This is a genomic window from Desulfovibrio sp. 3_1_syn3 (assembly GCF_000145315.2).
Lineage (GTDB): Bacteria > Desulfobacterota > Desulfovibrionia > Desulfovibrionales > Desulfovibrionaceae > Desulfovibrio > Desulfovibrio fairfieldensis.
In genome coordinates, this window is the sequence record NZ_ADDR02000001.1 from 1,758,194 (window position 1) to 1,781,590 (window position 23,397).

Below are 23,397 nucleotides of genomic sequence, written 5' to 3' on the forward strand. Positions count from 1 at the left end.
TGAAAATATCTTAACGCTCTGTGCGGATTTTCCGTGAAAAGCCGTGCCGCGAAATTATCGCAAGGCGAATTTACTTCGCCGTTAAGCGATAATTTCAAGCGCAAACTGCTCTAATGCTGGCCAGCCCTGGCGGCGGGGCCGCCAGGGCATTGAACGGATATAAAAAGGAGCGCGTCCATTTCGATGGACGCGCTCCTTTTTATATCCGCCGGAAACGTTTTTTAGAGCAGGCCCTGCCGATGCAGCACCTCAATGAGCCTGGCCTTGCCGGATTCGCTCATGGGGCAGAGCGGCAGGCGCATTTCGCTTTCCATCCGGCCCATGAGGGCCAAGGCCGTCTTGGCCGGAATGGGATTGCTTTCCATGAACATGGCCTGATGCAGGGGGAAGAGCTCATGGTGAAGGCGGGCAGCCCCGGCCGGATCGCCTTCGGCAAAGGCGTTGCACATGGCGGCCACGCGGCCCGGCACCAGGTTGGAGGTGACGGAAATCACACCCCTGCCGCCCAGGGCCATCAGGGGCAGGGCGGTGAGATCGTCGCCGGACAGCACGCTGAAGCTCTCCGGGCAGGCTTCCAGCGTTTCGCTGCCCTGCACCATATCGCCGGTGGCTTCCTTGACGCCCACGATGTTGGAAAAGTCGCGGGCCAGGCGGCTCAACACCGGCGGCAGCATATTGCAGCCCGTGCGGCCCGGCACATTATAGAGCACCAAGGGCAGATCCACTGTCTCGGCAATGGCCTTGAAGTGCAGATACAGGCCTTCCTGGGTGGGCTTGTTGTAATAGGGGGTGATCAGCAACGCGCCGTCGGCCCCGGCCTTTTTGGCAAAGAGGGCCAGGCGGATGGCTTCGCTGGTATTGTTGGAACCGGCCCCGGCCAGCACCGGCACCCGGCCTTTGGCCTGATCGATACAGATTTCAATGACCCGCTCGTGTTCCTCATGGGACAGCGTGGCGGATTCGCCGGTGGTGCCGCAAGGCACCAGACCGTGGATGCCTTCGGTGATCTGGCGTTCGATAAAGGCCCGGTAGGTCTCTTCATCCACGGTATTATTCTTGAACGGGGTGACAAGCGCTGTCATCGCACCGGAAAAAAGCATATCCGACTCCTTATGTCTGCGCCCGCGGCGTCGTGGCGGAATACTCCGGGGCTCTGTAAACGGGCGGCGGAAGGCATGGCCCGGATCATTCCGACGTCACGCGGCGTTGGAAACACGCACCGTTCCGCGAAACAACGGCTTTGCCGTCGCGCGAATGCGGTTCGGATACGGCCGACACAATCTCGGGCGCGGCTGCTACTGATTGATGAATTCCTTAAGTTCCTTGCCGGCGCGGAAGAAGGGCAGGCGTTTAGGAATCACCGAGACGCTTTCCCCGGTTTTGGGGTTGCGCCCGGCGTAGCCACCGTATTCCTTGATTTTGAAGCTGCCGAACCCGCGGATTTCTATCCGTTCCCCGGCGATCAGCGATTTTTTCATGGCGTCGATGAATGTGTTCACAACCAGTGACGCATCATCAAAGGGAATATTGGTCTCTTCGGCCAAAGCCTTGATCAGTTCGCTTTTATTCATCACGCCTCCGTTGACACGTTATACTATTATCCCGTGGGGGAAGGGCGACAACGCGGGAACTCAGCCAGCTTCATTATACCTATACCTTTTATGCAGTAAGGTAAACCGCTTACTTAGAGCAATTCACGTTTGAAATGAGTGAATTGCTCTGGTGGCCGCGTGAGCGGATACCCGCCCCCAAATGCAAGGAAGCGACCGGAGGCGGCGCAGCCGTGCCTGTTAGCCCACAAAGGGCTTGCGGGCATCGACAGCAGCGATAAACCGTATTCTTCCCCAGCACGCGGGCGGCGTGGAGTTTGAAATGTGCAACCTTCCAAACTCAAAATGCTGTATGCGGGGCCTGCAAGACGTCGCGCGGGGCCAGCCAGTCGGCCATGTTCAGGCGCACGCGTTGCAGGCGGCCCGCCAGGGCCTGGATATCCTGGGCCGCCGGGCTGCCCGGCGCGTAACGCAGCAGGGCCTGCTGACGGCAGACGGCCTCGGGCAGCTTTTTGTCCATACGCACGTGGCCCAGCAGCACGGGTTCCAGATGCAGGAAGTGGCGGCAGGCCCCGTTCAGCTTTTCAAAGGCGCCCTGGGCTTCCTTGGGCGATTCAGCCTGATTAACCAGCACCATGAAGTCGCGCATGCCGAAGCGGCTGTTGAGCACCTTGATCAGCGCATAGCTGTCCGTGAGAGATGTGGGTTCGGGCGTGATGATGACGATGCGCATGGCGGCCATGGCCGCGAAGGTCTGCACTGTTTCGGAAATGCCCGCGCCCAGATCCATGAAGATGTAATCGTACTTGCCGAGCACCGGCTCCAGGCGTTCCAGCAGCATGTCGCGCAGATCAGGGCGCATGTCGTTGAGCTCGGGCACGCCCGAGGCCGCGGGCAGCACGTCAAAGCCTTTGGGCTCCAGGGGATAGAGCACATCGCTTAACCGCGCGTCGCCCAGCAGCGCGTCCTGGAGGTTGCCTTCCGGGGTGATGCCCAGCAGCACGTCCAGATTGGCAAGGCCCATGTCGCAGTCCATGAGCAGGTTCTTGAAGCCCGCCTGGTAGAGCGCGCAGGCCAGATTGAGGGACAGGTTGGTCTTGCCGACCCCGCCTTTGCCGCTGAGCACGGCAACGCTCAAGGTGCTGTTCATAAATTATTCTCCGCCGAAAAAGAGAAAGCGTTTTTCACTGGAATGGACCAGGGTGGTCCGTTCGCCCAGAGGAGTGGGCGCTTCCTGGTGGATATGCCCGTTTTCCTGCTGAATGGCCGTGTTCAGGGCCGTGTCGGCCTTGCTGAGCAGGTCGAGGGCGCGGCCCTCCGCGCCCTGGCTGACGCAGACGATGCCCAGGGCGCAGCTGGCCCCGGTTCCGGCCGAGATGCCGCCTGTGGGGAAGAGCGGCCGGGCCTGCTCCTCAAAGGCGTGTTGCAGGCGTTCGGCCAAGCGCCGGGCCTTGAGCTGGCCCATGCCCGGCAAAAGCAGGGCATAGCGCCCGGGAGCAATGTCGCCCAGGCTGTCGCAGGCGTCCAGATTGTCGCGCAGGGTTTCGGCCAGCAGCCGCTCCAGGCGTTTCACCGTGCCGTCGCCCAAGGCCACGCACAGCCTCCGCCGTTCGGACAGGGCCGCGAGGATCAGGCTGAGACCGCCGCCGTTGCGCGCCAGACGCAGCAGTTCGCGGCTCAGTTGGGCCGCGAACAGTTCGGCGCTCAGCGCGCCGATCAGGGCATCCGGCGGCATGTCCGGCGGCATGGGCGGCTGGACGTCGGAGCGCAGATCCGCGACCCGCCCTTCCGGAGACGCGCCGGGCACGGGCAGGGCACACCACTGGCTCAAAGGAAAGGCGCGGCAGAATTCCTGCCAGCGCTGCCGGGAAAGGCCGCGCACCAGCCGGACCACCAGCATGGCCTCGCGGGTCCGGGGCACGGCGTCGCCGCAGCCTTCTTCCCGCAGGGCGCGCAGTTCGCGGGCCAGGGCGTCAAATTCAGCGTTGTTGCTCATGGCGGTACAAAAGGTAATCGTGTTGGAACTGGTCGATCTGACCGTCAAGAACCGCGTCCACGTCGCCGGATTCCGAGCCCGTGCGGTGGTCCTTGACCAAGCGGTAGGGCTGGAGGGTGTAAGTGCGGATCTGGCTGCCGAAAGCAATGGCGTCCTTGCCTGCGTATTCCGCCTGGCGCTCGGCCTCGCGTTTCTGCAATTCCAGGTTGTAGAGGCGGGCCCGCAGGACGCGCAGGGCCGTCTCCTTGTTGTGGTGCTGCGATTTTTCGTTCTGGCACTGGGCGGAAATGCCCGTGGGCAGGTGGGTGACGCGCACTGCGGAGCTGGTCGTGTTCACGCTCTGGCCGCCCGGACCGCTGGAACGGAAGATGTCGAAACGCAGATCCGATTCCTTGATATCCAGCTGAATGTCGTTGCCCGCGTCCGGGATCACGTCCACCGAGGCGAAGGAGGTGTGGCGGCGGCCCGAGGCGTCAAAGGGCGAGATGCGGATCAGACGGTGGATGCCGCGTTCGCTCTTGAGAAAGCCGAAGGCGTGCGGCCCGGAGATGCGCAGGGTCACGCTTTTGATGCCCGCCTCGTCGCCGGGCAGAAAGTCCATTTCCTCCACCGCGTATTTGCGGCGCGCGGCCCAGCGGGTGTACAAACGCAGCAGCATTTCGGCCCAGTCCTGGGATTCCGTGCCGCCCGCGCCGGGGTGGATTTCCAGAATGGCGTCCTGGCCGTCTTCCTCGGCCGAGAGCAACATGACCAGCTCGGTCTCGTCCAGCAGGGCGGCCAGTTCCTTCTGCTGCTGCTCCAGGGATTCCAAGGCTTCCTGATCCTCGTTTTCCGAGGCCAGAACCAGCCATTCCTCCATGTCGTCCCGGCAGGTCTTGAGGCGGGTCAGGCGGCCCACCTCGTCTTCCAGGCGTCTTTTTTCCTGTAAAACCGGTGTGAGGGCCTCGGGCTTGTCCCAAGCGCCGGGACGGGAGAGTTCCGTTTCGATGTCGCGCAGGCGTTGTTCGCTGGACGCGACGTCAAAGACGCCCCCAAAGGTTGTCAAAACGCTGGGACAGGGGCTGACAGGCGGCGCGCAAATCACTGAGATGCAGCATGGTCGATTCTGTGGGGTTGAGGGTGAAGATTCCGTTTTATCCGGTGTCGTGCGACGCTTACGCGTTCACGGCACCGGGATTATCGGCGTTGTCAGCGGCTCCGGACAGCGGGAGCGGGCTGAAGACCAGCCGTGGGGACGGCGCGTGCCCCGTGAAGCGGGGCATCAGTCTGAAGTTCTGGCGCCGCGTGGACCGAGGACCAGCAGGACCAGACAGAGCAGGGCCGCTACGGGAAGCAGCCAGGGCGCGAGACGGTGGTAGAGGCTGGGCGCTGTGCTCAGTCCGGCGCGGGCCCAAAGGCTCTCGGCCCGAAACTGGCCGCCGCGCGCGGTCAGGCGTCCGCGCGGGTCCACCACCACGGAAATGCCGGTATTGGTGCCGCGCAGAATCCAACGGTTTTGTTCCAGGGCACGCAACACAGTAAGATAGAGATGCTGCCGCGATGCCGGAGTGTCCTCGAACCAGCCGTCGTTGCTGATGTCCACCAGAATATTGGCCCCGTCCGCCACGCGGGCCTGGGCAAGCCAAGGGAATATGCCTTCATAGCAGATGAGCATGCCCAGAGCAAGATTTTCGTAGCGCAGGGGCGCCACGGCCGTGCCCGTCTCATAGACGCCCACCCCTTGGAGCAGGGCTTCGAGAAAACCCCAGTTCAGCCAACTCGGCAGATACTCGCCGAAGGGCACCAGATGTTCCTTGTCATAATGCCCGATGGTCGCGCCGTCCGGGCCCAGCAGGAAGGCCCGGTTAAAAATGGCGGGTTCCGCCCGGCCCGGCCGCCGCTCCACGCCGGGCGCGCCGAAAAGCAGAGGGCCGCGGGCCTCCAGGGCCATATCGCGCACCAGGGCGGCCAGGGCGGGCTTGGTTTCAAAAAAGAAGGGCAAAGCGGTTTCCGGCCAGATGATGAGCGGCTTTGCATCCCGGTCCGCAGCGGGCCGCGCGGCCAGGCCCGCGCGGGTCAGCGCCAGATAAAGGTCCACGGTCTGCCGCTGGAAGGCGGGCAGCCATTTCCGGTTCTGGTCCACATTGCCTTCCACAAAAAGCACGGCCATGCTTTCCGGACCGGAGGGCTCGGCCCGGAACGAATGGGCGTCCAGCCTCCAGGCCCCGTAAGCGAGCAGCAGCACGGCCAGAGCCAGTCCCGTTGCCAAGCTCGTTGCCGGTCGGCGCGGACAAAAAGCCCGTGGCGCGGCTGCTTGCGGGATCAGGGGCAGGCTGAACAGGCAGAGCAGGGCGGCCAATAGCCAGAGTCCGCCCAGGCCGTACGCGCCTACGACATCAGCGGCCTGGACCAGCACGGGCCAGACCGCCAGAGCTCCGGCCAGGGGCAGCCAGGGAAAGCCCAGCGCCAAGGCGTAGACAGCTTCCAGCAGATACCAGAGCAGGGCCAGCGCCAGGGCCAGCAGCATCGGCGGCCGGGCGCGCAGAATTTGCGCGGCCAGGGAGAACAGGCCGCCCGCGCTGGCAAGGCAGGCCGCGATGAACAGGGCGCAGGGCACGGCCAAAGGCCAGGGCAGGCCGCCCACATTGTGCACGGGCAGGGCCAGCCAGTACAGTGCCGCCGTGCCGCCCGCCAGGCTGACCAGCCAGCCTCGGCGCAACGCGGCCATGCGGCCGGGCGCGCGCAGGCCCAACAGGGCCAGGGCCATGGGCCAGAGCAGGACCAAGGGCGGCAGGCTCAGAAAATCATTGGGAAAGCCCAGCCAGAGCGCCAGAGCGCCTGCCAGGCCCAGGAGCAGGTCCGGACGCAGGCTTCGGAACGGCGGCTGTCCGCCCGCGCGCGCCGTGTTCATGCTCCGGCATTGTCCCCGGCTTCGTCCAAAGCCTGCGCCGCCTTGTCGGCGGGTTCCATGCGCAGGCGACGGATCAGCTTCTTGTCGGCGTCCAGCACCGTAAAGGCCCAGCCGTGCAGGTTGAAAACCTCGCCGGGGCCGGGCACATGGCCGGCCTCCATGCTCAGATAGCCGCCGATGGTGTCCACCTCGTCGGAAACCAGGTCAACGCCCAGTTCCTCCAGATCCTCCAGCAGGGCGCGACCCGTGAGCTCATAGACATTGTCGCCCAGGGGGCGGATGTCCTCCTGGCGGGGGGTGTCGTGCTCGTCCTCAATGTCGCCCACGATTTCCTCCAGCACGTCCTCAATGGTGATCAGGCCGGAGGTGCCGCCGTATTCGTCCAAGGCGATGGCGATATGCTGCTTGCGGGCGCGGAATTCCTGCAGAAGCGCGCGGATGGGCTTGGTTTCCGGCACGAAAAAGGGCTCGCGCATGACCTGGGCCACCGGGGGATGCTTTCCGGCCGGTTCGATGAGGCAGCGCAGGAGATCCTTGGCGTGCAGAATGCCCACCATGTTGTCGCGGGTGTCTTTGTACACGGGAATGCGGGAATGTCCGGAGTCCACGATGACGCGGGCCACTTCGGGCAGGGGCATGTCGTCGGGCACGCAGTCGATATCGGTGCGGGGGATCATGGTGTCCTGCACCTGAAGATCGTTGAAGCGCAGGATGCCCAGCAGCATGGACTCCTCGTCCGGTTCCACCTCGCCGTCGGCTCTGGCTTCAAGAATGGCTTTTTCCAGGGATTCTTCGTCGTCGTGCCCGAAAAATCTGCCCAGGCGCGACCAGATGGTACTATGACCGTCGGAGCCTCCGTCCAAAATAACCTCCATGTTTGGGCGCGGATCTGCGGAGTCCGGTTCCGGGGCCGTGCCTCCTGCCGCGAAGCGGCGTAACCACAGCAAAAACCGCGCTTTTTGCTATGCGAGCTTCACGCCAAACCCACAGGTGAGGCGTGACATCGTGAACAAGCTGAAAGCTGCTAAAATGAAGTCTTAGAGCGTGTTGATATTGAAAATACCTCAACGCTCTGTGCGGATTTTCCGTGAAAATCCGCACCGCGAGATTATCGCAAGGCGAATTTACTTCGCCGTTAAACGATACTTTCAGGCGCAAAATGCTCTAACTGTTACATGGTATTGGAAAACAGTCCTAGAGCAGTTTGCGCTGTTCCATATCCATGCGCATGACCCACTGGGTGATCGGCCCCACGCCCCGTGATGTGGAGCTGTGAAACCAGTGGATTTCGGACTTGCCCTGTTCCAGCACGGCCCAGTTGGTGAACTCCACCCCCAGAATCAGAGCGGGCGAGGGAGCTTCGGTCGTGCGGGTGTTGATCACCTCGCAGGTGCACCAGAAAGTAATAAGTTTCTCGCCTTTTTTGTCCATGGCATAAATGACGAGACAGAGTAGCTGTGAACCTTTGTCCAGGTCAACAGGCCGGGTTTCCGGGTTTTCCATCTGAAAACGCAGGGCCATGCCCGTTGCGGAGATGTTTTCCACCTGCACGGGCTCGTTGTTCATGCCCAGCTTGTAGTGAATGACCGGGCGGCCGATTTCGGCCGTGGTGCGGGGAATGGGTTTGGCCGGATCAATGGCCCAGACGCCGATAACCCGCACCGCGTCCTTCTGCGGTTTGATGCGGATGAAATTGCGCTTTTGCCCCACTTCCAGGTCTCGGGGCGCGGTGAGGAAAACGCGGGATTTTTCGCGCGAGGCTTCCACTCTTTGGATGGCGGCGCGGAATTTATAGAAGACCGGGCCTTCCGGCAGGCTGACGCGAAAATAGACGTCCACCTGGGTGTCCGTCCATTCCTTGGAGACGTAAGCCAGCACTTCCATGTGCAGGGTTTCGGGGGTCAGCTTGACCAGGGTGCCGGACAGGCCGTTTTTTCCGGCTTCGCTGTCCAGCATTTTCAGATCGAAAATTTCGTTCTGTTCCTGAGCTGTCTCGAGCATCCGGCGAACCACGTTTCTGCGGCGTTCCTCCTGCCTGATCTTTTGCAATCTGGTGCGCAGGCAGACGAGAAGGATGCAGAGCGCCACAAAGAGGACGCCGAAAATCAGGATGTATTCTTCTGTGCTCATTATCAGGCCACCGGAATGGATTCCAGGAACACGTTGCGCGTGAGCCTGCGCTCGGCTCGCGGTCGGAATTACGAAAAAACGTCGCCTCTGCGCTCTTGCCGTCGGACAGGACGCAAGAGACCCAGCTTGTGCAGGTGTATTTCCAGGCAGGCCACCGCCGCCGGGGTCACCCCGGAAATACGGCCCGCCTGCCCCAGGTTCAAGGGGCGCACGCGGCTGAGTTTTTCTTCCACTTCACGGGACAGTCCGGCCACTCTGGCATAATCCAAATCCGAGGGCAAGGCCGTGGCCTCCAATCGGGCAGTACGCGCGATCAGCGCGCGCTGGCGTTCCAGGTATCCGGCGTATTTGATGTCCGTCTGCACGCCGCCGTATACGGTCCGCCCGCAGCGTTCCAGCTCGGCGGCCAGCTCCGCGCCCAGCCCGGCCAGCGGGCCCGGAGACGCCGCAAGCACGGCTGCCAGCCGCTCCAGGTCCATGTCCGGGCGGCGCAGCACGTCTTCCAGGCTGCGGCCCGGCGGCAGGGCGGCGTCGTTGTTCTCATCCTGCTTATCGGCGGGAATACGCATATTCTCAAGGTGTTTTTTGAGCCGCTCCGCATTTTCCCTTTTTTCACAGAAGGCGCGCCAATGGGCGTCGCCTACCAAACCCAGGTCGCGCCCCAGCGGGGTCAGGCGGGCGTCGGCGTTGTCCTCGCGCAGCAGCAGGCGGTGCTCGGCGCGGGAAGTGAACATGCGGTAGGGCTCCTGGGTGCCCAGAGTCACCAGATCGTCCACCAGCACGGCCATGTAGGCCGCGTCCCGGCCCGGCGCGAAGGGCGGCAGTTCCTTTTCGGCACGGACGATGTTCAGGGCGGCCCAGAGGCCCTGGGCCGCAGCTTCCTCATAACCGGAGGTGCCGTTGATCTGCCCGGCCAGCCAGAGCCCCGGCACGTTTTTGCTTTCCAGCGTGGGGCGCAACTGCACGGGGTTCACGTAATCGTATTCGATGGCGTAGCCCGGCCGGACCATGACCGCGCCCTCCAGGCCGGGGATGCTGCGCAGCATGGCCATCTGCACGTCCAGGGGCAGGCTGGTGGAAATGCCGTTGGCATAGACCTCCGCGCTGTCCAGGCCCTCGGGCTCCAGAAAAATCTGATGCCGTTCCCGTTGGGGAAAGCGGGCCACCTTGTCCTCAATGGAGGGGCAGTAACGCGCGCCTACGCCCTGGATCACGCCGGTGAACAGAGGCGAGCGGTCGAAGCCGCCGCGGATGATTTCGTGGGTGCGGCCGCTGGTCCAGGTGATATGGCAGGAAACCTGGGGCAAGACCGGGCCGGGGCCGTGAAAACTGAATGCCGGAGGCGGCGTGTCGCCGCGCTGTTCCTCCAGGCGGGAAAAGTCGATGGAAGAGCGCAAAAGTCGCGGGGTGGTGCCGGTTTTCAGGCGGCCCAGTTCCAGGCCCAAAGCGCGCAGGCTGTCGGAAAGGCCCAGGGCCGGGGCGTCGCCCAGGCGGCCGCCCGGCAGGTTGGTCAGGCCGATGTGGATGCGCCCGTCCAGAAATGTGCCGGTGGTCAGCAGCACGTGCCGGGCCGTGAATTCCAGGCCTTGAGCCGTGCGCACGCCCGTGACGCGGCCCGCGTCCGTGACGACGTCCGTGACCGTGTCCTGCCAGAGGCGCAGGCCGGGCGTGGCGTAGAGTGTTTTTTTCAGGACGCGCTGATAGGCGTCGCGGTCCATTTGGGCGCGCGTGGCGCGCACGGCCGGGCCCTTGCTCATGTTCAGGGTGCGGAACTGGATGCCCGCCGCGTCGGCCCAGAGGCCCATCATGCCGCCCAAGGCGTCGATTTCGCGCACCATATGGCCCTTGGCCAGGCCGCCGATGGCCGGATTGCAGGAAAGATAGCCTAGGCGGTCCAGATTGCCGCTGATCAGCAACACGCTGAAACCCAGCCGGGCCAGGGCCACGGCGGCTTCGGAACCGGCGTGGCCGCCGCCGGCGATGATGCAGTCAAAGCCGGCGTCAGGCATGGGCATCCCGCTGCATGAGAATATGGGCGAATACCTGGGCGTCCTTGCAGGCCGCGCTGACGGAGGCGCGCTCGTCCGGCTGGTGGCAGGTGTTCTGGATGCAGGCCCAGACGGCGGCGGGCAGGCCCTTGCGGCGCAGCAGCGCGGCCACAGTGGCCCCGCCGATGCCCACTGGCCGGGGCTGGACGCCGTAAACCCGCTCCACGGCCTGTTCCAGGGCCAGGACCACCGGACTGTCCGCCGGAGCGGCCGAGGCTGCCTGGGCGTGCTCCACATCCACGCTGATCTCCACCCCGTACCGTTGGGCCACACGGGCCGCGATTTCGCGCGCCTTGGCCAGCACGGCTTCCTGGGAAACCTCGGGCAAAAGGCGACAATCCACGTAAAAGACGTCGCTGCCGGGCAGGATGTTCACGCTGGGCACGTTGGCGTCGTGCTTACTGGGCACAAAGGTCGAGCGGGACGGCTTGAACAGCGGATCTTCCTGGGGGAATGTCTCGTACAGGCCCTGATGACAGGCCAGAACCATGTCCGCCCCGGCCAGAAAGGCGTTGCGGCCTTTGTGCGGAGTGGAGGCGTGGCACTGCGCGCCGGTGGTCCGCACCTTGAGCCAGAGCTGACTTTTTTCCGCCACTTCAATGAGATCGCCGCGCGGCGACCCCGCGTCGGGCACGACATAGAGATCGTCGGGCCGGAACAGTTCCGGGGCCTGCTCCAGCACGTGGGCCAGACCGTAATCGCTGCCGGACTCCTCGTCGGCCATGAAGACCAAACCCAGGCCCAGGGCGGGCGTCAGGTTCTGCCGCCGCAACTCTTCGGCCAGCAGCAGCATGCTGACAATGGCCTGCTGATTGTCCTCCACGCCGCGCCCGTAGAGCCAGTCGCCTTCGCGCCGGACCTGCCAGGGGTCGGAGGTCCAGGCGGCGGGATCGCCCGGCGGCACTACATCGGTATGGCCGAAAAGCCAGAGCGTGCGGCTTGTCGTGCCGGACAGGCGGGCTATCAGATTGGGGCGCAGGCCGTCCGGCACGCGATTGTCCGGCGCGTCCATTCGGCGCAGATCGCGCACGCCGCAGGCCGTGAGCCAGTCCGTGATCCGGCGCACCTTGTCCAGCTCGCCCCGGCCGCCGTTGTCCGGCCCCAAAGCCTTGCAGGCCGTGAGCGCGCTCTGCAGCTCCACAACGCGCTCGCCCCGTTCCGCCAGACCGGCCAGCAGTCTGTCCAGATTTTGATTCATCTCTGTTTCCGCCCTAGAACAGATTACCTTTGAAATGCTTTGCGTTTCAAAGGGGGCATTCCGGAAAAACGCGGTTATCTCTGCTGTCGATCCCCGTATGACTCCCTTGTCGCCAACGGGGACAGCCTTTCGGGCTGCCTTCGGTCGCTTTTCCGGAATCCACGCCGCGTTGCTCTCGATGCCTGTACGCTCTTTGGGCTACAGGCACGGCCCTACGGGCCGCCCGTCGGGTCGGTCTTCGCGGCGCGCCTTACCGTGTTCGGCGTTAGAGCATTTCAACGTTGAAATGCTCTAACTTGAAAACCAGAAAAGAGGCCGCTTGCGCAGCCTCTCCAAAAAATTTCAGCCCGACAGGGCGATATTTGAGATTTTTTTGTCGCTGGCAAGGAAACCGAACTTTGTCCGACAGGAGTGTACTCTTTCGGTACAGGACTGGAGGACAAAGCGAAGGTTGAGCCGCCAGCGGCAAAAAAAGCCAAATATCGCCTAGCGGCCCTTGGCGGCGCGCTTCGACGCCTTCAACGGGTTCACCTTCGCCGCCGCGGCCGTCTGGGCCTTGACGTGGGTGGCGAAATTACAGCGACCGCCGACCCATTTGCTGGCCGGGTTGGGATAGCTGGAGCAGAACTGCTCGCCGTCGAATTCGCGCACGCGATCACAGCCGGAGCACTGCTCCACCACGGGGGAAAGAACAAAACCCTTGACCACCACGCCTTCAGCGGTCTTGGTGGCATTTTCCAGAGGACTCATAGCAAAACCTCCATGCGCCGGAGCGCCCCAAATTTCATAATATCCTACCGGCAGCATGCAAAGGGCTGCCGTCCGGGATGGAGAAGTATAGGCTAAAGCGGGCCGCTGTCAAGAGGAGAGGGGCGGCCTTACAGGGCAGACGCATCTAATTCCAGGTTTTGCAGGCCTTTTATTTGCCGTGATGATCCGTCAAAACCAGCCTTTTGTGTGCCGGCTGCGTCATCTGGCGCTTTTTGCCGCTCATGTACTTGAGTACAGCTCTGCTCTCGATGCCCGTAAGGCTCGCCCGGCTCGCCCAACGGGCACGGCCCTTTGGGCCGCCTTCCGGTCGGTTTCCGCGCAAAAAGCGCCGTTTTCCTTGCCGGCACGCAAAAATCTTGCTTCAGCCGTTGCGACGAAGGAGCTTTAGCCGTAGGCGAACTTGTGAGCCGTACGGAGAAAGACAGCAACGCCTAGCTACGGATGAAGACAGCAATTGGTTACGCAAAATTATATCCAAGGAAATCGCTGTCGCTATCCGTAGCGGTGCTGTCTTGATCCGTAACACGGCTTCGCCGTGAACGGCTCAAGCAAGCCGCTGACGCGGCAACGGCTAGCGCATTTTTTAGGATTCTCCCGGCACCAGCCATCCGCCTGCGCTTCGCTCCGGCGGAGTAAAGGTAGCTTCGCCTCTTTTTGTTCGTTCCCCGATCTATCGGGGAATAAAGGCTTTTTAGATGCGTCTGCCCTGGGCGGCCTTATCCCCCAAGCCCGGCGGCGCGCAGCACAAAGGCGCGCAGGTCGCGCATTTCCCGGCAAAGGGCGTCATAGTCGAAACGGCTGAAGCGCCCGTCCTGATAAAGAATCTCGCCCCCCACCATGGTCAGGCGGGTTTCCAGGCCCGTGGCCGCGTAGACTGTCTGCGAGACCACATTGTACAGGGGCTGGAGATTGGGCGAGGCCAGATCCAGAGCCACGCAGTCCGCGGCCTTGCCCGGCGCGAGCGAGCCCAGGCGGGCGTCGTGCAGGGCCGCGGCCCCGCCCAGAGTAGCCATGTCCAGCACCCGCGTCGCGGGCAGCAGGGTGGGATCATGCCCGGCCAGCTTATGGAGCAGGGCGGCCCGTCCCATTTCCGTAAACATGTTCAGCTGATTGTTGCTGGCCGGGCCGTCGGTGCCCAGGCCCACAGCCAGGCCCCGTTCGAGCATGGCCGGTACCGGGGCCACGCCCGAGGCCAGCTTCATGTTGGAGGATGGATTGTGCGCCACCACGGCCTTGTACTCGGCCAGGACGTCCAGTTCTTCTTCTGTCGCATCCACCACATGGGCCAGGGTGCAGGGCAAATCCAGCAGGCCCATGTCGCGGCAGAGGGCCACGGGCCGTTTGCCGTGGTTCTTGAGGCAGAGTTCCGTTTCCTCGCGGGTTTCGGAGAGATGGATGTGCAGGGGCAGGCTCAGCTCGGCGGCCAGATCGCGGCAGGCCGTAAGGATGTCGGGTGTGGTCGTGTAGACGCTGTGCGGATTGACGGCCACGCTCAGCCGCGCGTCGCCCGCGCAGCATTGGGCCAGGGCGCGGGTGGCCTCCAGGGCGGCTTCCGGACCGGGGCAGGCCGCCGAGGGAAAAGCGAAAACCGCCTCGCCGCCCACGCAACGCAGGCCGGCCGTGCGCGCGGCCTCGAACACGGCTTCCTCAAAGAGATACATGTCCATGCAGGCCGTGGTGCCGGTACGCAGCATTTCCGCGTAGCCCAGCAGGCTGCCCAGGCGCACGATTTCCGGGGTGAGCTTGGCCTCCACCGGAAAGATGCGCTGTTGCAGCCAGTCCATGAGCGGCATGTCGTCGGCCAGGCCGCGCAGAAAGGTCATGGCCGCGTGGGTGTGGGCATTGACGAGGCCGGGCAGAACGAGCATCCTGCCCAGATCAAGCTCGCGTTCGGCCTGCCAGGCGGCGCTCAGCGTGCCGCGCGGCCCCACGGCGGCCACCAGCCCGTCGGCGATGGCCAGGGAAGCGTTTTCAAGGATGCGGCGTTGCGGGTCCTGGGTGACGATGATTCCGGCGTGGAGGAGCGTGTGGCAGTGCTGCATGAGAAGTCCCGAGTCTGAGGTCGTCGTGGCCATGGCCATGTTTAAACTCCCTAGGTAACGCCTGCTGGCCGGGGAGGCAAGCCCCTGAAAGGAGAGGCCGTGCGTTGTCTGTTGCTGCACGGAATCGGCGGCAGCCCATTTGAAACTGCGCCCCTGGCCGAGGCCCTGGCGGCAGCGGGCTTTGAGGCCCATGCCCCGGCCCTGCCGGGCCACGGCGGTACGGAGGAGGCATATCTCGCCTCCTCCTTTGCCCTGTGGCGCGACTTTGCCCATACGGAGTACGGCCGCCTGAGCGAGAGCGGGCCCGTGCTGCTGGCGGGATATTCCCTGGGCGGCATTCTGGCTCTGGATGTGGCCCAGGCGGCGGCGCGCGGCGAGCTGCCGCCCCCGGCGGGCCTTCTGGCGCTGGCCACGCCGCTGTTTTTCCATAAATATTTTCCTTTTTTCGCTGTGGACTGGCGCTTTTTCGCGTTGCCCCTCTGGGCCCGGTTGCAACCCGTGCTGCGCGTCCCGGAACGCGACCCGGCCTCCCGCGCCGTGGCCCCCTGGCAGGGGCACGAGCAAATCTGCTGCCTGCGCCATTTCGCCGAGGTGGAGCGGGCCCTGCCCGCCATCCGGCGCGGACTGCCCCTGATCCGCGCGCCGCTTTGCATTGTGCAGCTGCGCAACGATACGAGTTGCCGCCCATACAATGCTTTTTATCTGGCGCGGCATTGTGGCTCACTGAGCACGCATCTGCACCTTCTGCGCGTGCGCAGCCCGCACGGCGGGCATTTGCCCATGACCCATCGGGAAAGCCGTCAGCGGGTAGCCGAGCTGGCCGTGGCCTTCGCCCGGGAAGTCGCCGGAGCCACAAAGGCTTGCACATTCGCGCCGCAGAGGCTATAACGATGCGCTGTTATTTCGCCAACCCGGCCCCGGCGTCCGCGCGGGGGCCTCATCCACACCTTAATGGAGGTGCGCTTTGTTTGAATCCGTAGCTTTTGCCATGGGCACGCCCCAGGCCGGAGGAGCCCCGGCCAGCGGCACGGACATGCTGATGCAGTTCCTGCCGCTGATCCTGATGTTCGTCATTTTCTGGTTCCTGCTGATCCGTCCCCAGCAGAAGCGGGCCAAGGCCCACAAGCTGATGCTGTCCGAACTGAAGCGCGGCGACCACGTGCTGACCTCCAGCGGGCTCATCGGCCGCATCCTTGAGATCGACGACGAGCAGGTGCTGCTGGAATCCGGGGATGCCAAGCTGCGCATTTCCCGCGCGGCCATCGGCGGCCTGCTGCCCGCCAGGGGCGGCAAGGAAGCCAAGCCTGAAGAAAAGAAATAAGTCAGCGCCGGGCGTTGTTACGCTCCGTGCGAGTCACTGTTCCGTTGGCCGCGCAAGCCGTATTCTGTGGCGGCGCGGCCTCTTTGTCCGTCCGGCGGGAGAATGCGCCCGCCGCGCGGGTTGACGGGGCAGGTGTTCCGTCCGCGCCGCGCGCGGGCAAGTCCTCTGTTGTGGAAGGTGTACGATGGGTCTGCGCTGGCGCTTGTCCATTGCGATAGTGGTGTTTCTGGCATGCCTTGTTTACGCGCTGCCGAGCCTGCCCGGCATCGGGACGGCGTTGGAGCGTTTTTTGCCGTCCAGCAAGATCAATCTCGGTCTTGACCTGAAGGGCGGCATCCATCTGACGCTGGGCGTCGATGTGGCCAAGGCCGTAAGCAATTCCCTGGCCCTGGCAGGGCAGGACCTGCGCCGTCTGGCCCAGGATGAAAAGGTCGTGGTGCTGCGGCCCCGCGTGGTGGGCGGCACGGCTCTGGAATTTGTGCTGCCGCGCGCCGAGAATGAGGACAAGCTGAAGGAAATCCTCAGCCGCCACTTCCCCCAGCTGGATGTGGGCACGCCGCACAAGGGCGAATCCGGGCAGTTGCGCTATGTGGCCCATTTCACGGCGGCGGAAGTGACGCGCCTGGAAAACATGGCCCTGGACCAGGCCCTGCGCACCATCCGCAACCGTATTGACCAGTTCGGCGTGGCCGAGCCGGACATCCGCAAGCAGGCCGGGAACCGCATTCAGGTGCAGTTGCCCGGCATTTCCGACCCGCGCCGCGCCGTGCAGATCATCGGCCAGACGGCCCATCTGGAATTTCACCTGGTGCGCGACGACGTGGACCCCGGCAAGGCCGTGCTGCCCACGGGCGTGGTTTCCCTGCCCCTGCTGGAAAACACGCCGGGCGGTCAGAAGAAGGAAAGCCAGATCGCCGTGGAAAAGGACGCCATGCTCACCGGCGAGGATGTGGCCGACGCCCGGCCCGCCTTTGACCAGATGAACAAGGCCTATGTGACGCTGAATTTCAATGCGCGCGGCGCGCGCATCTTCGAGCGGGCCACCACTGAAAACGTGGGCCGCCGCATGGCCATCGTGCTGGACGGCAAGGTCTATTCCGCGCCGGTCATCCGCGAGCGCATCGGCGGCGGCCGGGCCAGCATTTCCGGCAACTTCACCACCGCCGAGGCCCAGGACCTGGCCATTGTGCTGCGCGCCGGTTCCCTGCCCGCGCCGGTCTCCGTGCTGGAAGAACGCAGTGTGGGCCCCTCCCTGGGGCAGGAATCCATCGACAGCGGCGTGCGCGCGGCCCTGGTGGGCGCGGCCGCCGTAGTGCTGTTCATGGCTGTCTATTACGGCCTCAGCGGGCTCATTGCCGACGGCATGCTCTGTTTCACCATGCTGATGGTCATGGCGGGCATGGCCGCCTTCGGGGCCACTCTGACCCTGCCGGGCATCGCGGGCATTGTGCTGACCATCGGCATGGCCGTGGACGCCAACGTGCTGATTTACGAACGAATACGCGAGGAGCTGCGCCTGGGGCTGTCGCCGCTGGCGGCGGTCAAGGCCGGTTTTGACCGCGCCGCCATTTCCATCACGGACTCCAACCTGACCACCATCATCGCCACGGTGATTCTGTATCAGTTCGGCACCGGCCCCATCCGGGGTTTCGCGGTGACGCTTTCCCTGGGCATCATCGCCTCCATGTTCACGGCCATCTTTGTGTCGCGGGCCATTTTCGAGGAATGGGCGCGTCACTGCGGGCCCAAGGGCATCAGCATCTAGAGCGGATTACCTTTGAAACTCTGCACGTTTCAAAGGGGCATTCCGGCAAAAACGCGGTTTTTACTGTCGCCTGAAGCGGCACGAGCGTTGGAGAGACCATCATGGGCTTTGCATTCATCAAGCATGACACACAGATAGATTTCATCGGCTGGCGGCATTGGGCCTACGGCATCTCCATCGTGCTGCTGCTGGCCGGTCTGGCTTCGGCGCTTTGGGGCAACGGGCTCAAGATGGGCATCGACTTCGCGGGCGGCGTCATCGTCCAGGTGCAGTTTGACAAGCCCGTCAACGACGAGGCCCTCAAAAAGAGCCTGGACATTCCCGCTCTGCCGGGCATCACCACCCAGCGCTTCGGCGAGGGCGGGCGGGACTATCTGCTGCGCTTTTCCAGCGCGGAAAACGCCGACGCCTCGGCTTTGCGCACCAATGTGGTCAATGCTCTGGCTTCGGCCTTTCCGGACAACGCGGCCCAGATCCTGCGCCTGGAAGTGGTGGGCCCCAAGGTGGGCGACGACCTGACCAACAAGGCCCTGAGCGCCCTGTACTACGCCGTGCTGCTCATCGCCGTGTATATCTCGGGCCGTTTCGAGCAGCGCTGGATGGCCGGCGCCATCATGGCCGCGGCTCTCTGGGGCGGCATGTACGTGCTGAGTTTCACCGGCCTGGGCATGGGCTGGCTGGTGCTGTTCGCCCTGGCCATCACCATGGTGGTTTGCTTCTTCCTCAAGCTCAACTTCGCCCTGGGCGCGGTGGTGGGCCTGCTGCACGACGTCTTTATCACGGCGGGCCTGCTCTCCATTATGGACGTGGAGATCGACCTCAACGTCATGGCGGCCCTGCTGACCCTGGTGGGCTACTCGCTCAACGACACCATCATCGTCTACGACCGTCTGCGTGAAAATCTGCGCGCCGCGCCCAAGGTGGATCTGGCCTCGCTGATTAACAGGAGCATCAACCAGACTCTTTCGCGCACCATTCTGACCAGCGGCACCACCTTTGTGGCGACCTTGTCCCTCTTCCTGCTGGGCGGCGGCGTGATCCACGACTTCGCGCTGACCATGCTGATCGGCGTGTTTATCGGCACGGCCTCGTCCATTTATGTGTCCTCGGCCATTCTGCTGGGTCTGGGCGATACGGATTTTTACGTCCGGGCCCAGGAAAAGGAAAAGTACGAGCGGCCCGGGGAGCACGGCGTGGTGTAGCCACAGCCTCCAAGCCCTGTTATGTCTTGTCGGCAGCCCGCCGCGCCCGGAGTCAGGTCCGGACGCGGCGGGCTGCCCCGGTTTCAGAGCAAAGTTGGCGCTGCCTAGAGGGTGTCGTCATGAGATGGATTTTCGTGTTATATCAAGGAGAACGAGCCTTTTATGCAGGGAGTGTACTCTTATGGTACTCGACCGAAATAAAAGGCGATGTTCGACGCGGAGATAACCGAAAAGACACTCATGACGACACCCTCTAGGATCCGGACGTTTTCTTGGACTGAGAGCATTGACGACGGCGCAGGCGGTCTTATGTCTTTCTATTGGAGTGGGACGCGCGGGAGCGCGCAACGTCCCGCCGGTGCGGCACAGTCGTCGCCGGCACGGCTCCAGAGCCAGACCCGTACGGGGGAGAGCAAAATATGGCAGTATCCTATAAAGATTATTATAAACTTCTGGGTGTGGAACGCGAGGCCAAGGCCGAGGAAATTTCCAAGGCCTACAAAAAGCTGGCCCGCAAATACCATCCGGATCTCAATCCGGGCGATAAACAGGCTGAGGAAAAGTTCAAGGAAATCAACGAAGCCTATGAAGTCCTCAAGGATCCGGAAAAGCGCAAACTATATGACCAGCTCGGGCCCAACTGGCAGCACGGCCAGCAGTTCCAGGGCGAACCGGGCTATGAAAACGTGCATTTCACGTTCAACGGCAAGAGTTTTGACGGTTCCGGATTTTCGGACTTTTTTGAAACCCTGTTCGGCGGCGCGGCCGCGGGCGGCGGGCGCGGGGCGAATTTCGGCCCCGATCCCTTCGGCGGTTTTTCTTCCCGGCCCCGGCGCGGCCGCGACGTGGAGGCCGAACTGCCCCTGAGCCTGGAAGAAGCCTCGAGCGGCGGCCGCCGCACCGTGACCCTGCAAATGCCGCAGGGGCCCAAGACCTTGGAGGTCAACGTGCCCGCCGGCATCCGTGAAGGGGCCAAGCTGCGTTTGGCCGGCCAGGGCGACCCCGCGCCGGGCGGCACGCCGGGCGACTTGTTCCTGCGGGTGCGCTATCTGCCGCATCCCCAGTTCAAGGTGGAAGGCGAAAATCTGCATTGCGACGTGGCCCTGGCCCCGTGGGAAGCCGTACTGGGCGCCAAGGTGGCTGTGCCCACCCTGGAAGGCCAGGTGGAGCTGAACATCCCGGCCGGTTCCAGTTCGGGCCGCAAGTTTCGTTTGCGCGGCAAAGGCCTGGGCAGCGGCGTCAATCGCGGCGATCTGCTGGCCCGCGTGATGATCAAGGTGCCCGCCCAATTGAGCGCGGAAGAGCGCGAACTCTGGCAGAAGCTGGCGGACGTGTCGTCTTTCAAGGCCCGCGCCTGATCCGGTGGAGGTGAATTATGAGTATGACCAAAAAATCGCCCTCCCTGCCCGCGCCGTCCACGGTCATGGCCTGGGAGGAATTTGTGGAAATCACCGGCGTCGCGCCGGATCGTCTTCAGGAGCTGCTTGCGCTGGGCTGGATCGAAACCCGGACCAGCGCGACCCGGATCCGGATGTTCCGGGATGCCGACATTTATCGGGTCCGCAAGCTGGAGCGCATCTGCTGCGATTTTGAGCTGCCCGTGGTGGGCGGCACCATTATCGTGGACCTGCTGGAGCGCATCGACGTCCTGGAACGGACGGTGCGCGGTTTGCGAGGTTTTGAAGATTAACGCCTTTGTATTTTTGTTGCGACGGCGGGCTGCGGCCGCGTCGCGCAATATCTATTGAGATTTGTCCGGCCGAGGGTCGGCTATGCAACCGGCCCGGCCGGATGGAAATATACGCCGAGGGCGCGACAGCCCCGGCACTGTGTGGAGGAATTATGGATATTAACAAGTTTACGGAAAAAGCCCGGGAGGCCATCGGCGAGGCACAGACCATCGCGGCGGGCATGGGCCATCAGGAGACGGACGCCGAACATCTGGCGCTGGCCCTGGTGCAGCAGGAAAAGGGCATTGTCCCCCGTATTCTGGAACATATGGGCATCCAGCCCAAGGCTCTGGCCGTGGCCCTGGAAACCTCGCTGCGCAAGCGGCCCTCGGTTTCCGGCGGCGGCATGGACCCCACCAAGATCATGATCACCCCGCGTCTGGCCAAGATTCTGGGCGAAGCCCAGAACGAGGCCCGGCGGATGAAGGACGAATACGTCAGCGTGGACCATCTTTTTGCCGCGCTGACCGAAGTGGAACCTTCCTCGCCCCTGGGCCAGGTGTTCAAGGAATACAACATCACCCGCGCGGGCTTCGTCAAGGCCATGGAAGAGCTGCGCGGCGGCGCGCGCGTGACCAGCGCCAACCCTGAGGACACCTTCGAGGCCCTGAGCAAATATGCGCGCGACCTGGTGGACGCGGCGCGCCAGGGCAAGATGGACCCGGTCATCGGCCGCGACGCGGAAATCCGCCGGGTGATCCGCATTCTTTCACGGCGCACCAAGAACAATCCTGTGCTCATCGGCGAAGCGGGCGTGGGCAAAACAGCCATCGTGGAGGGCCTGGCCTTCCGCATCGTCAAGGGCGACGTGCCCGAGGGCCTCAAGGGCCGCAAGCTCTTCGCCCTGGACATGGGCGCGCTTATCGCCGGGGCCAAATACCGGGGCGAGTTCGAGGAACGGCTCAAGGCCGTGCTCAATGAAGTGGAGAAAAGCGAAGGCCGGATCATCCTCTTCATCGATGAACTGCACACCATTGTGGGCGCGGGCAAGACCGAGGGCTCCATGGACGCGGGCAACCTGCTCAAGCCCATGCTGGCTCGCGGCGAACTGCACTGCATCGGCGCCACCACGGTGGACGAGTACCGCAAGTATATTGAGAAGGACCCCGCCCTGGAGCGGCGCTTCCAGCCCGTGCTGGTGGAAGAACCCACGGTGGAGGACGCCATCTCCATTCTGCGCGGCCTGAAGGAACGCTTTGAGGTGCATCACGGCGTGCGCATCAGCGACTCGGCCATTGTGGAGGCGGTGGTGCTGTCGCACCGCTACATCACGGACCGCCAGCTGCCGGACAAGGCCATTGATCTCATCGACGAGGCGGCGGCCATGATCCGCACGGAAATCGACTCCCTACCCGCCGACCTGGACGAGGTCAACCGCAAGGTCATGCAGTTGGAAATCGAGCGCGAAGCCCTGCGCCGCGAGACGGACGAGGCCTCGCGCGAACGCCTGGAGCGCCTGGAAAACGAATTGTCCGAGCTGCGCAACCAGCAGGCCGCCATGCGCAAACAGTGGGAGAGCGAGAAGGGCTCCATCGACAACGTGCGCGAGATCAAGGAGCAGATCGAACAGACCAAGCTGGCTATTGAACAGGCCGAGCGGGCCTATGATCTGAACCGGGCCGCGGAACTCAAGTATTCCAAGCTGCTGGAGCTGGAGAAAAAATTGGCCGACGCTTCGGGCGACACTCAGGAAGGCGACGTCCCGCGCCTGCTGCGCGAAGAAGTGCGCCCCGACGACGTGGCCGAAATCGTGGCCAAGTGGACCGGCATTCCGGTAACCCGGCTGCTGGAATCCGAACGCGAAAAGCTGCTGCGCCTGTCCGAGCAACTGCACGAGCGGGTTGTGGGGCAGGATGAGGCGGTCAACGCCGTGTCCGACGCCGTGCTGCGCGCCCGCGCCGGTCTGTCCGACCCCTCGCGTCCCACGGGTTCCTTCATCTTCCTGGGCCCCACGGGCGTGGGCAAGACCGAGCTTTCCAAGGCCCTGGCCGAAGCGCTCTTTGACACGGAAGACAACATGGTCCGCCTGGACATGAGCGAGTACATGGAAAAGCATTCGGTGTCGCGGCTCATCGGCGCGCCTCCGGGATACGTGGGCTATGACGAGGGCGGCCAGCTTACCGAGGCCGTGCGCCGCAAGCCCTATTCCGTGATTCTTTTCGACGAGATCGAAAAAGCCCACCCGGACGTCTTCAACACCCTGCTGCAACTGCTGGACGACGGGCGGCTCACGGACAGCCAGGGCCGCACCGTGGACTTCCGCAACTGCATCGTGATCATGACCTCCAACATCGGCTCCATGCATCTGCTGGACGGCATCGCGCCGGACGGCACCCTCAAGGAAGGAGCGCGGGAGCAGGTCATGGAGGAATTGCGCGGCCACTTCCGGCCGGAATTCCTCAACCGCGTGGACGAAACCGTGGTCTTCCTGCCGCTCAGGCGGGATCAGATCGGCCGCATTGTGGAACTCCAGCTCAAGCGCCTGCGCGAGCGGCTTGAGGAACGCAAGATCAAGCTGAGCATGAGTGAAGAAGCCCGCGACTTTGTGGCCGAAGCGGCCTACGATCCGGTCTACGGCGCGCGTCCGCTCAAGCGCTATCTGCAGCAGGCCGTGGAAACGCCGTTGGCTCGCGAACTGGTCAGCGGCAAGATCCGCGACGGCCAGCATGTGCATGTGGAAGTGAAAGACGGCAAGCTGGCCTTCAAAACGGAATAGAGCAGTTCACGCACGAAATGCGAGTGGGTCTGCTTTCC

The 23,397-nt window shown here is 63.6% G+C and carries 19 protein-coding genes; 7 read left to right on the forward strand and 12 right to left on the reverse strand.

Annotated elements, in window-relative coordinates:
• Nucleotides 1-221: 221 nt before the first annotated feature.
• The 12 genes from dapA to HMPREF0326_RS07490 form a co-directional block, all read right to left on the reverse strand.
• Entirely contained in the window at nt 222-1,100 is an 879-nt protein-coding gene (dapA, locus tag HMPREF0326_RS07435; RefSeq protein ID WP_008685491.1) for a 4-hydroxy-tetrahydrodipicolinate synthase, read from the reverse strand.
• Nucleotides 1,101-1,295: 195 nt separating this feature from the next.
• Entirely contained in the window at nt 1,296-1,571 is a 276-nt protein-coding gene (locus HMPREF0326_RS07440; protein ID WP_008685493.1) for an HU family DNA-binding protein, read from the reverse strand.
• A gap of 319 nt (nt 1,572-1,890) precedes the next feature.
• Nucleotides 1,891-2,700 carry a MinD/ParA family protein gene (locus HMPREF0326_RS07445; protein WP_008685494.1) on the reverse strand — a complete coding sequence of 270 codons (810 nt, stop codon included), beginning with the start codon at nt 2,698-2,700 and terminating at the stop codon, nt 1,891-1,893.
• 3 nt (nt 2,701-2,703) lie between these two features.
• Nucleotides 2,704-3,546 carry a GGDEF domain-containing protein gene (locus HMPREF0326_RS07450; protein ID WP_008685495.1) on the reverse strand — a complete coding sequence of 281 codons (843 nt, stop codon included), beginning with the start codon at nt 3,544-3,546 and terminating at the stop codon, nt 2,704-2,706.
• Nucleotides 3,530-4,643, reverse strand: a protein-coding gene (gene prfB / locus HMPREF0326_RS07455) for a peptide chain release factor 2 (protein ID WP_223299959.1) whose coding sequence is annotated in 2 segments (ribosomal slippage) — nt 3,530-4,567 and nt 4,569-4,643 — 1,113 coding nt in all. Because the reading frame shifts where the segments join, the coding sequence is not laid out codon by codon here. Before prfB ends, HMPREF0326_RS07450 begins: the two co-directional genes overlap by 17 nt.
• Before the next feature lie 164 nt (nt 4,644-4,807).
• A complete protein-coding gene (gene lnt, locus HMPREF0326_RS07460; RefSeq protein ID WP_020990390.1) occupies nt 4,808-6,436 on the reverse strand; it encodes an apolipoprotein N-acyltransferase in 1,629 nt (542 codons plus the stop codon).
• The gene (locus HMPREF0326_RS07465; RefSeq protein WP_020990391.1) at nt 6,433-7,299 is read right to left on the reverse strand and encodes a hemolysin family protein; all 867 of its coding nucleotides are present in this window, start codon (nt 7,297-7,299) and stop codon (nt 6,433-6,435) included. Before HMPREF0326_RS07465 ends, lnt begins: the two co-directional genes overlap by 4 nt.
• A 331-nt stretch (nt 7,300-7,630) precedes the next feature.
• Complete coding sequence (locus tag HMPREF0326_RS07470) at nt 7,631-8,566, reverse strand: PilZ domain-containing protein (RefSeq protein ID WP_008685499.1); 936 nt, start codon at nt 8,564-8,566, stop codon at nt 7,631-7,633.
• A 68-nt stretch (nt 8,567-8,634) separates the two neighbouring features.
• On the reverse strand, nt 8,635-10,581 hold the full coding sequence (gene mnmG / locus HMPREF0326_RS07475; protein ID WP_442852418.1) for a tRNA uridine-5-carboxymethylaminomethyl(34) synthesis enzyme MnmG: 1,947 nt from the start codon (nt 10,579-10,581) through the stop codon (nt 8,635-8,637).
• Nucleotides 10,568-11,812 carry a M20 family metallo-hydrolase gene (locus tag HMPREF0326_RS07480; protein WP_008685501.1) on the reverse strand — a complete coding sequence of 415 codons (1,245 nt, stop codon included), beginning with the start codon at nt 11,810-11,812 and terminating at the stop codon, nt 10,568-10,570. Before HMPREF0326_RS07480 ends, mnmG begins: the two co-directional genes overlap by 14 nt.
• Nucleotides 11,813-12,298: 486 nt before the next feature.
• Nucleotides 12,299-12,562, reverse strand: coding sequence for a PxxKW family cysteine-rich protein (locus HMPREF0326_RS07485; RefSeq protein ID WP_008685503.1), 264 nt, complete (start codon nt 12,560-12,562; stop codon nt 12,299-12,301).
• Between the two features lie 737 nt (nt 12,563-13,299).
• Nucleotides 13,300-14,625, reverse strand: a complete 1,326-nt coding sequence (locus HMPREF0326_RS07490) for an amidohydrolase family protein (RefSeq protein ID WP_008685507.1) — start codon at nt 14,623-14,625, stop codon at nt 13,300-13,302.
• Between the two features lie 99 nt (nt 14,626-14,724).
• On the opposite strand from HMPREF0326_RS07490, the gene HMPREF0326_RS07495 reads away from it, so the two are divergent.
• From HMPREF0326_RS07495 to clpB, 7 genes are all read left to right on the forward strand, one after another.
• Nucleotides 14,725-15,513 carry an alpha/beta hydrolase gene (locus HMPREF0326_RS07495; RefSeq protein WP_008685508.1) on the forward strand — a complete coding sequence of 263 codons (789 nt, stop codon included), beginning with the start codon at nt 14,725-14,727 and terminating at the stop codon, nt 15,511-15,513.
• A 76-nt stretch (nt 15,514-15,589) separates the two neighbouring features.
• A complete protein-coding gene (gene yajC, locus HMPREF0326_RS07500) occupies nt 15,590-15,946 on the forward strand; it encodes a preprotein translocase subunit YajC (protein ID WP_009303771.1) in 357 nt (118 codons plus the stop codon).
• A gap of 184 nt (nt 15,947-16,130) precedes the next feature.
• Nucleotides 16,131-17,711 carry a protein translocase subunit SecD gene (gene secD / locus HMPREF0326_RS07505; RefSeq protein ID WP_008685514.1) on the forward strand — a complete coding sequence of 527 codons (1,581 nt, stop codon included), beginning with the start codon at nt 16,131-16,133 and terminating at the stop codon, nt 17,709-17,711.
• 101 nt (nt 17,712-17,812) lie between these two features.
• Nucleotides 17,813-18,913: a protein translocase subunit SecF gene (gene secF, locus HMPREF0326_RS07510; RefSeq protein WP_008685515.1), complete on the forward strand. Its 1,101-nt coding sequence runs from the start codon at nt 17,813-17,815 to the stop codon at nt 18,911-18,913.
• A gap of 419 nt (nt 18,914-19,332) precedes the next feature.
• Nucleotides 19,333-20,271 (forward strand): DnaJ C-terminal domain-containing protein, encoded by a 939-nt coding sequence (locus HMPREF0326_RS07515; RefSeq protein ID WP_008685516.1) that lies wholly within the window; start codon nt 19,333-19,335, stop codon nt 20,269-20,271.
• A 17-nt stretch (nt 20,272-20,288) separates the two neighbouring features.
• Entirely contained in the window at nt 20,289-20,603 is a 315-nt protein-coding gene (locus HMPREF0326_RS07520) for a chaperone modulator CbpM (RefSeq protein ID WP_008685517.1), read from the forward strand.
• 152 nt (nt 20,604-20,755) lie between these two features.
• Nucleotides 20,756-23,359: an ATP-dependent chaperone ClpB gene (clpB, locus tag HMPREF0326_RS07525; protein WP_008685518.1), complete on the forward strand. Its 2,604-nt coding sequence runs from the start codon at nt 20,756-20,758 to the stop codon at nt 23,357-23,359.
• Nucleotides 23,360-23,397 lie beyond the last annotated feature (38 nt).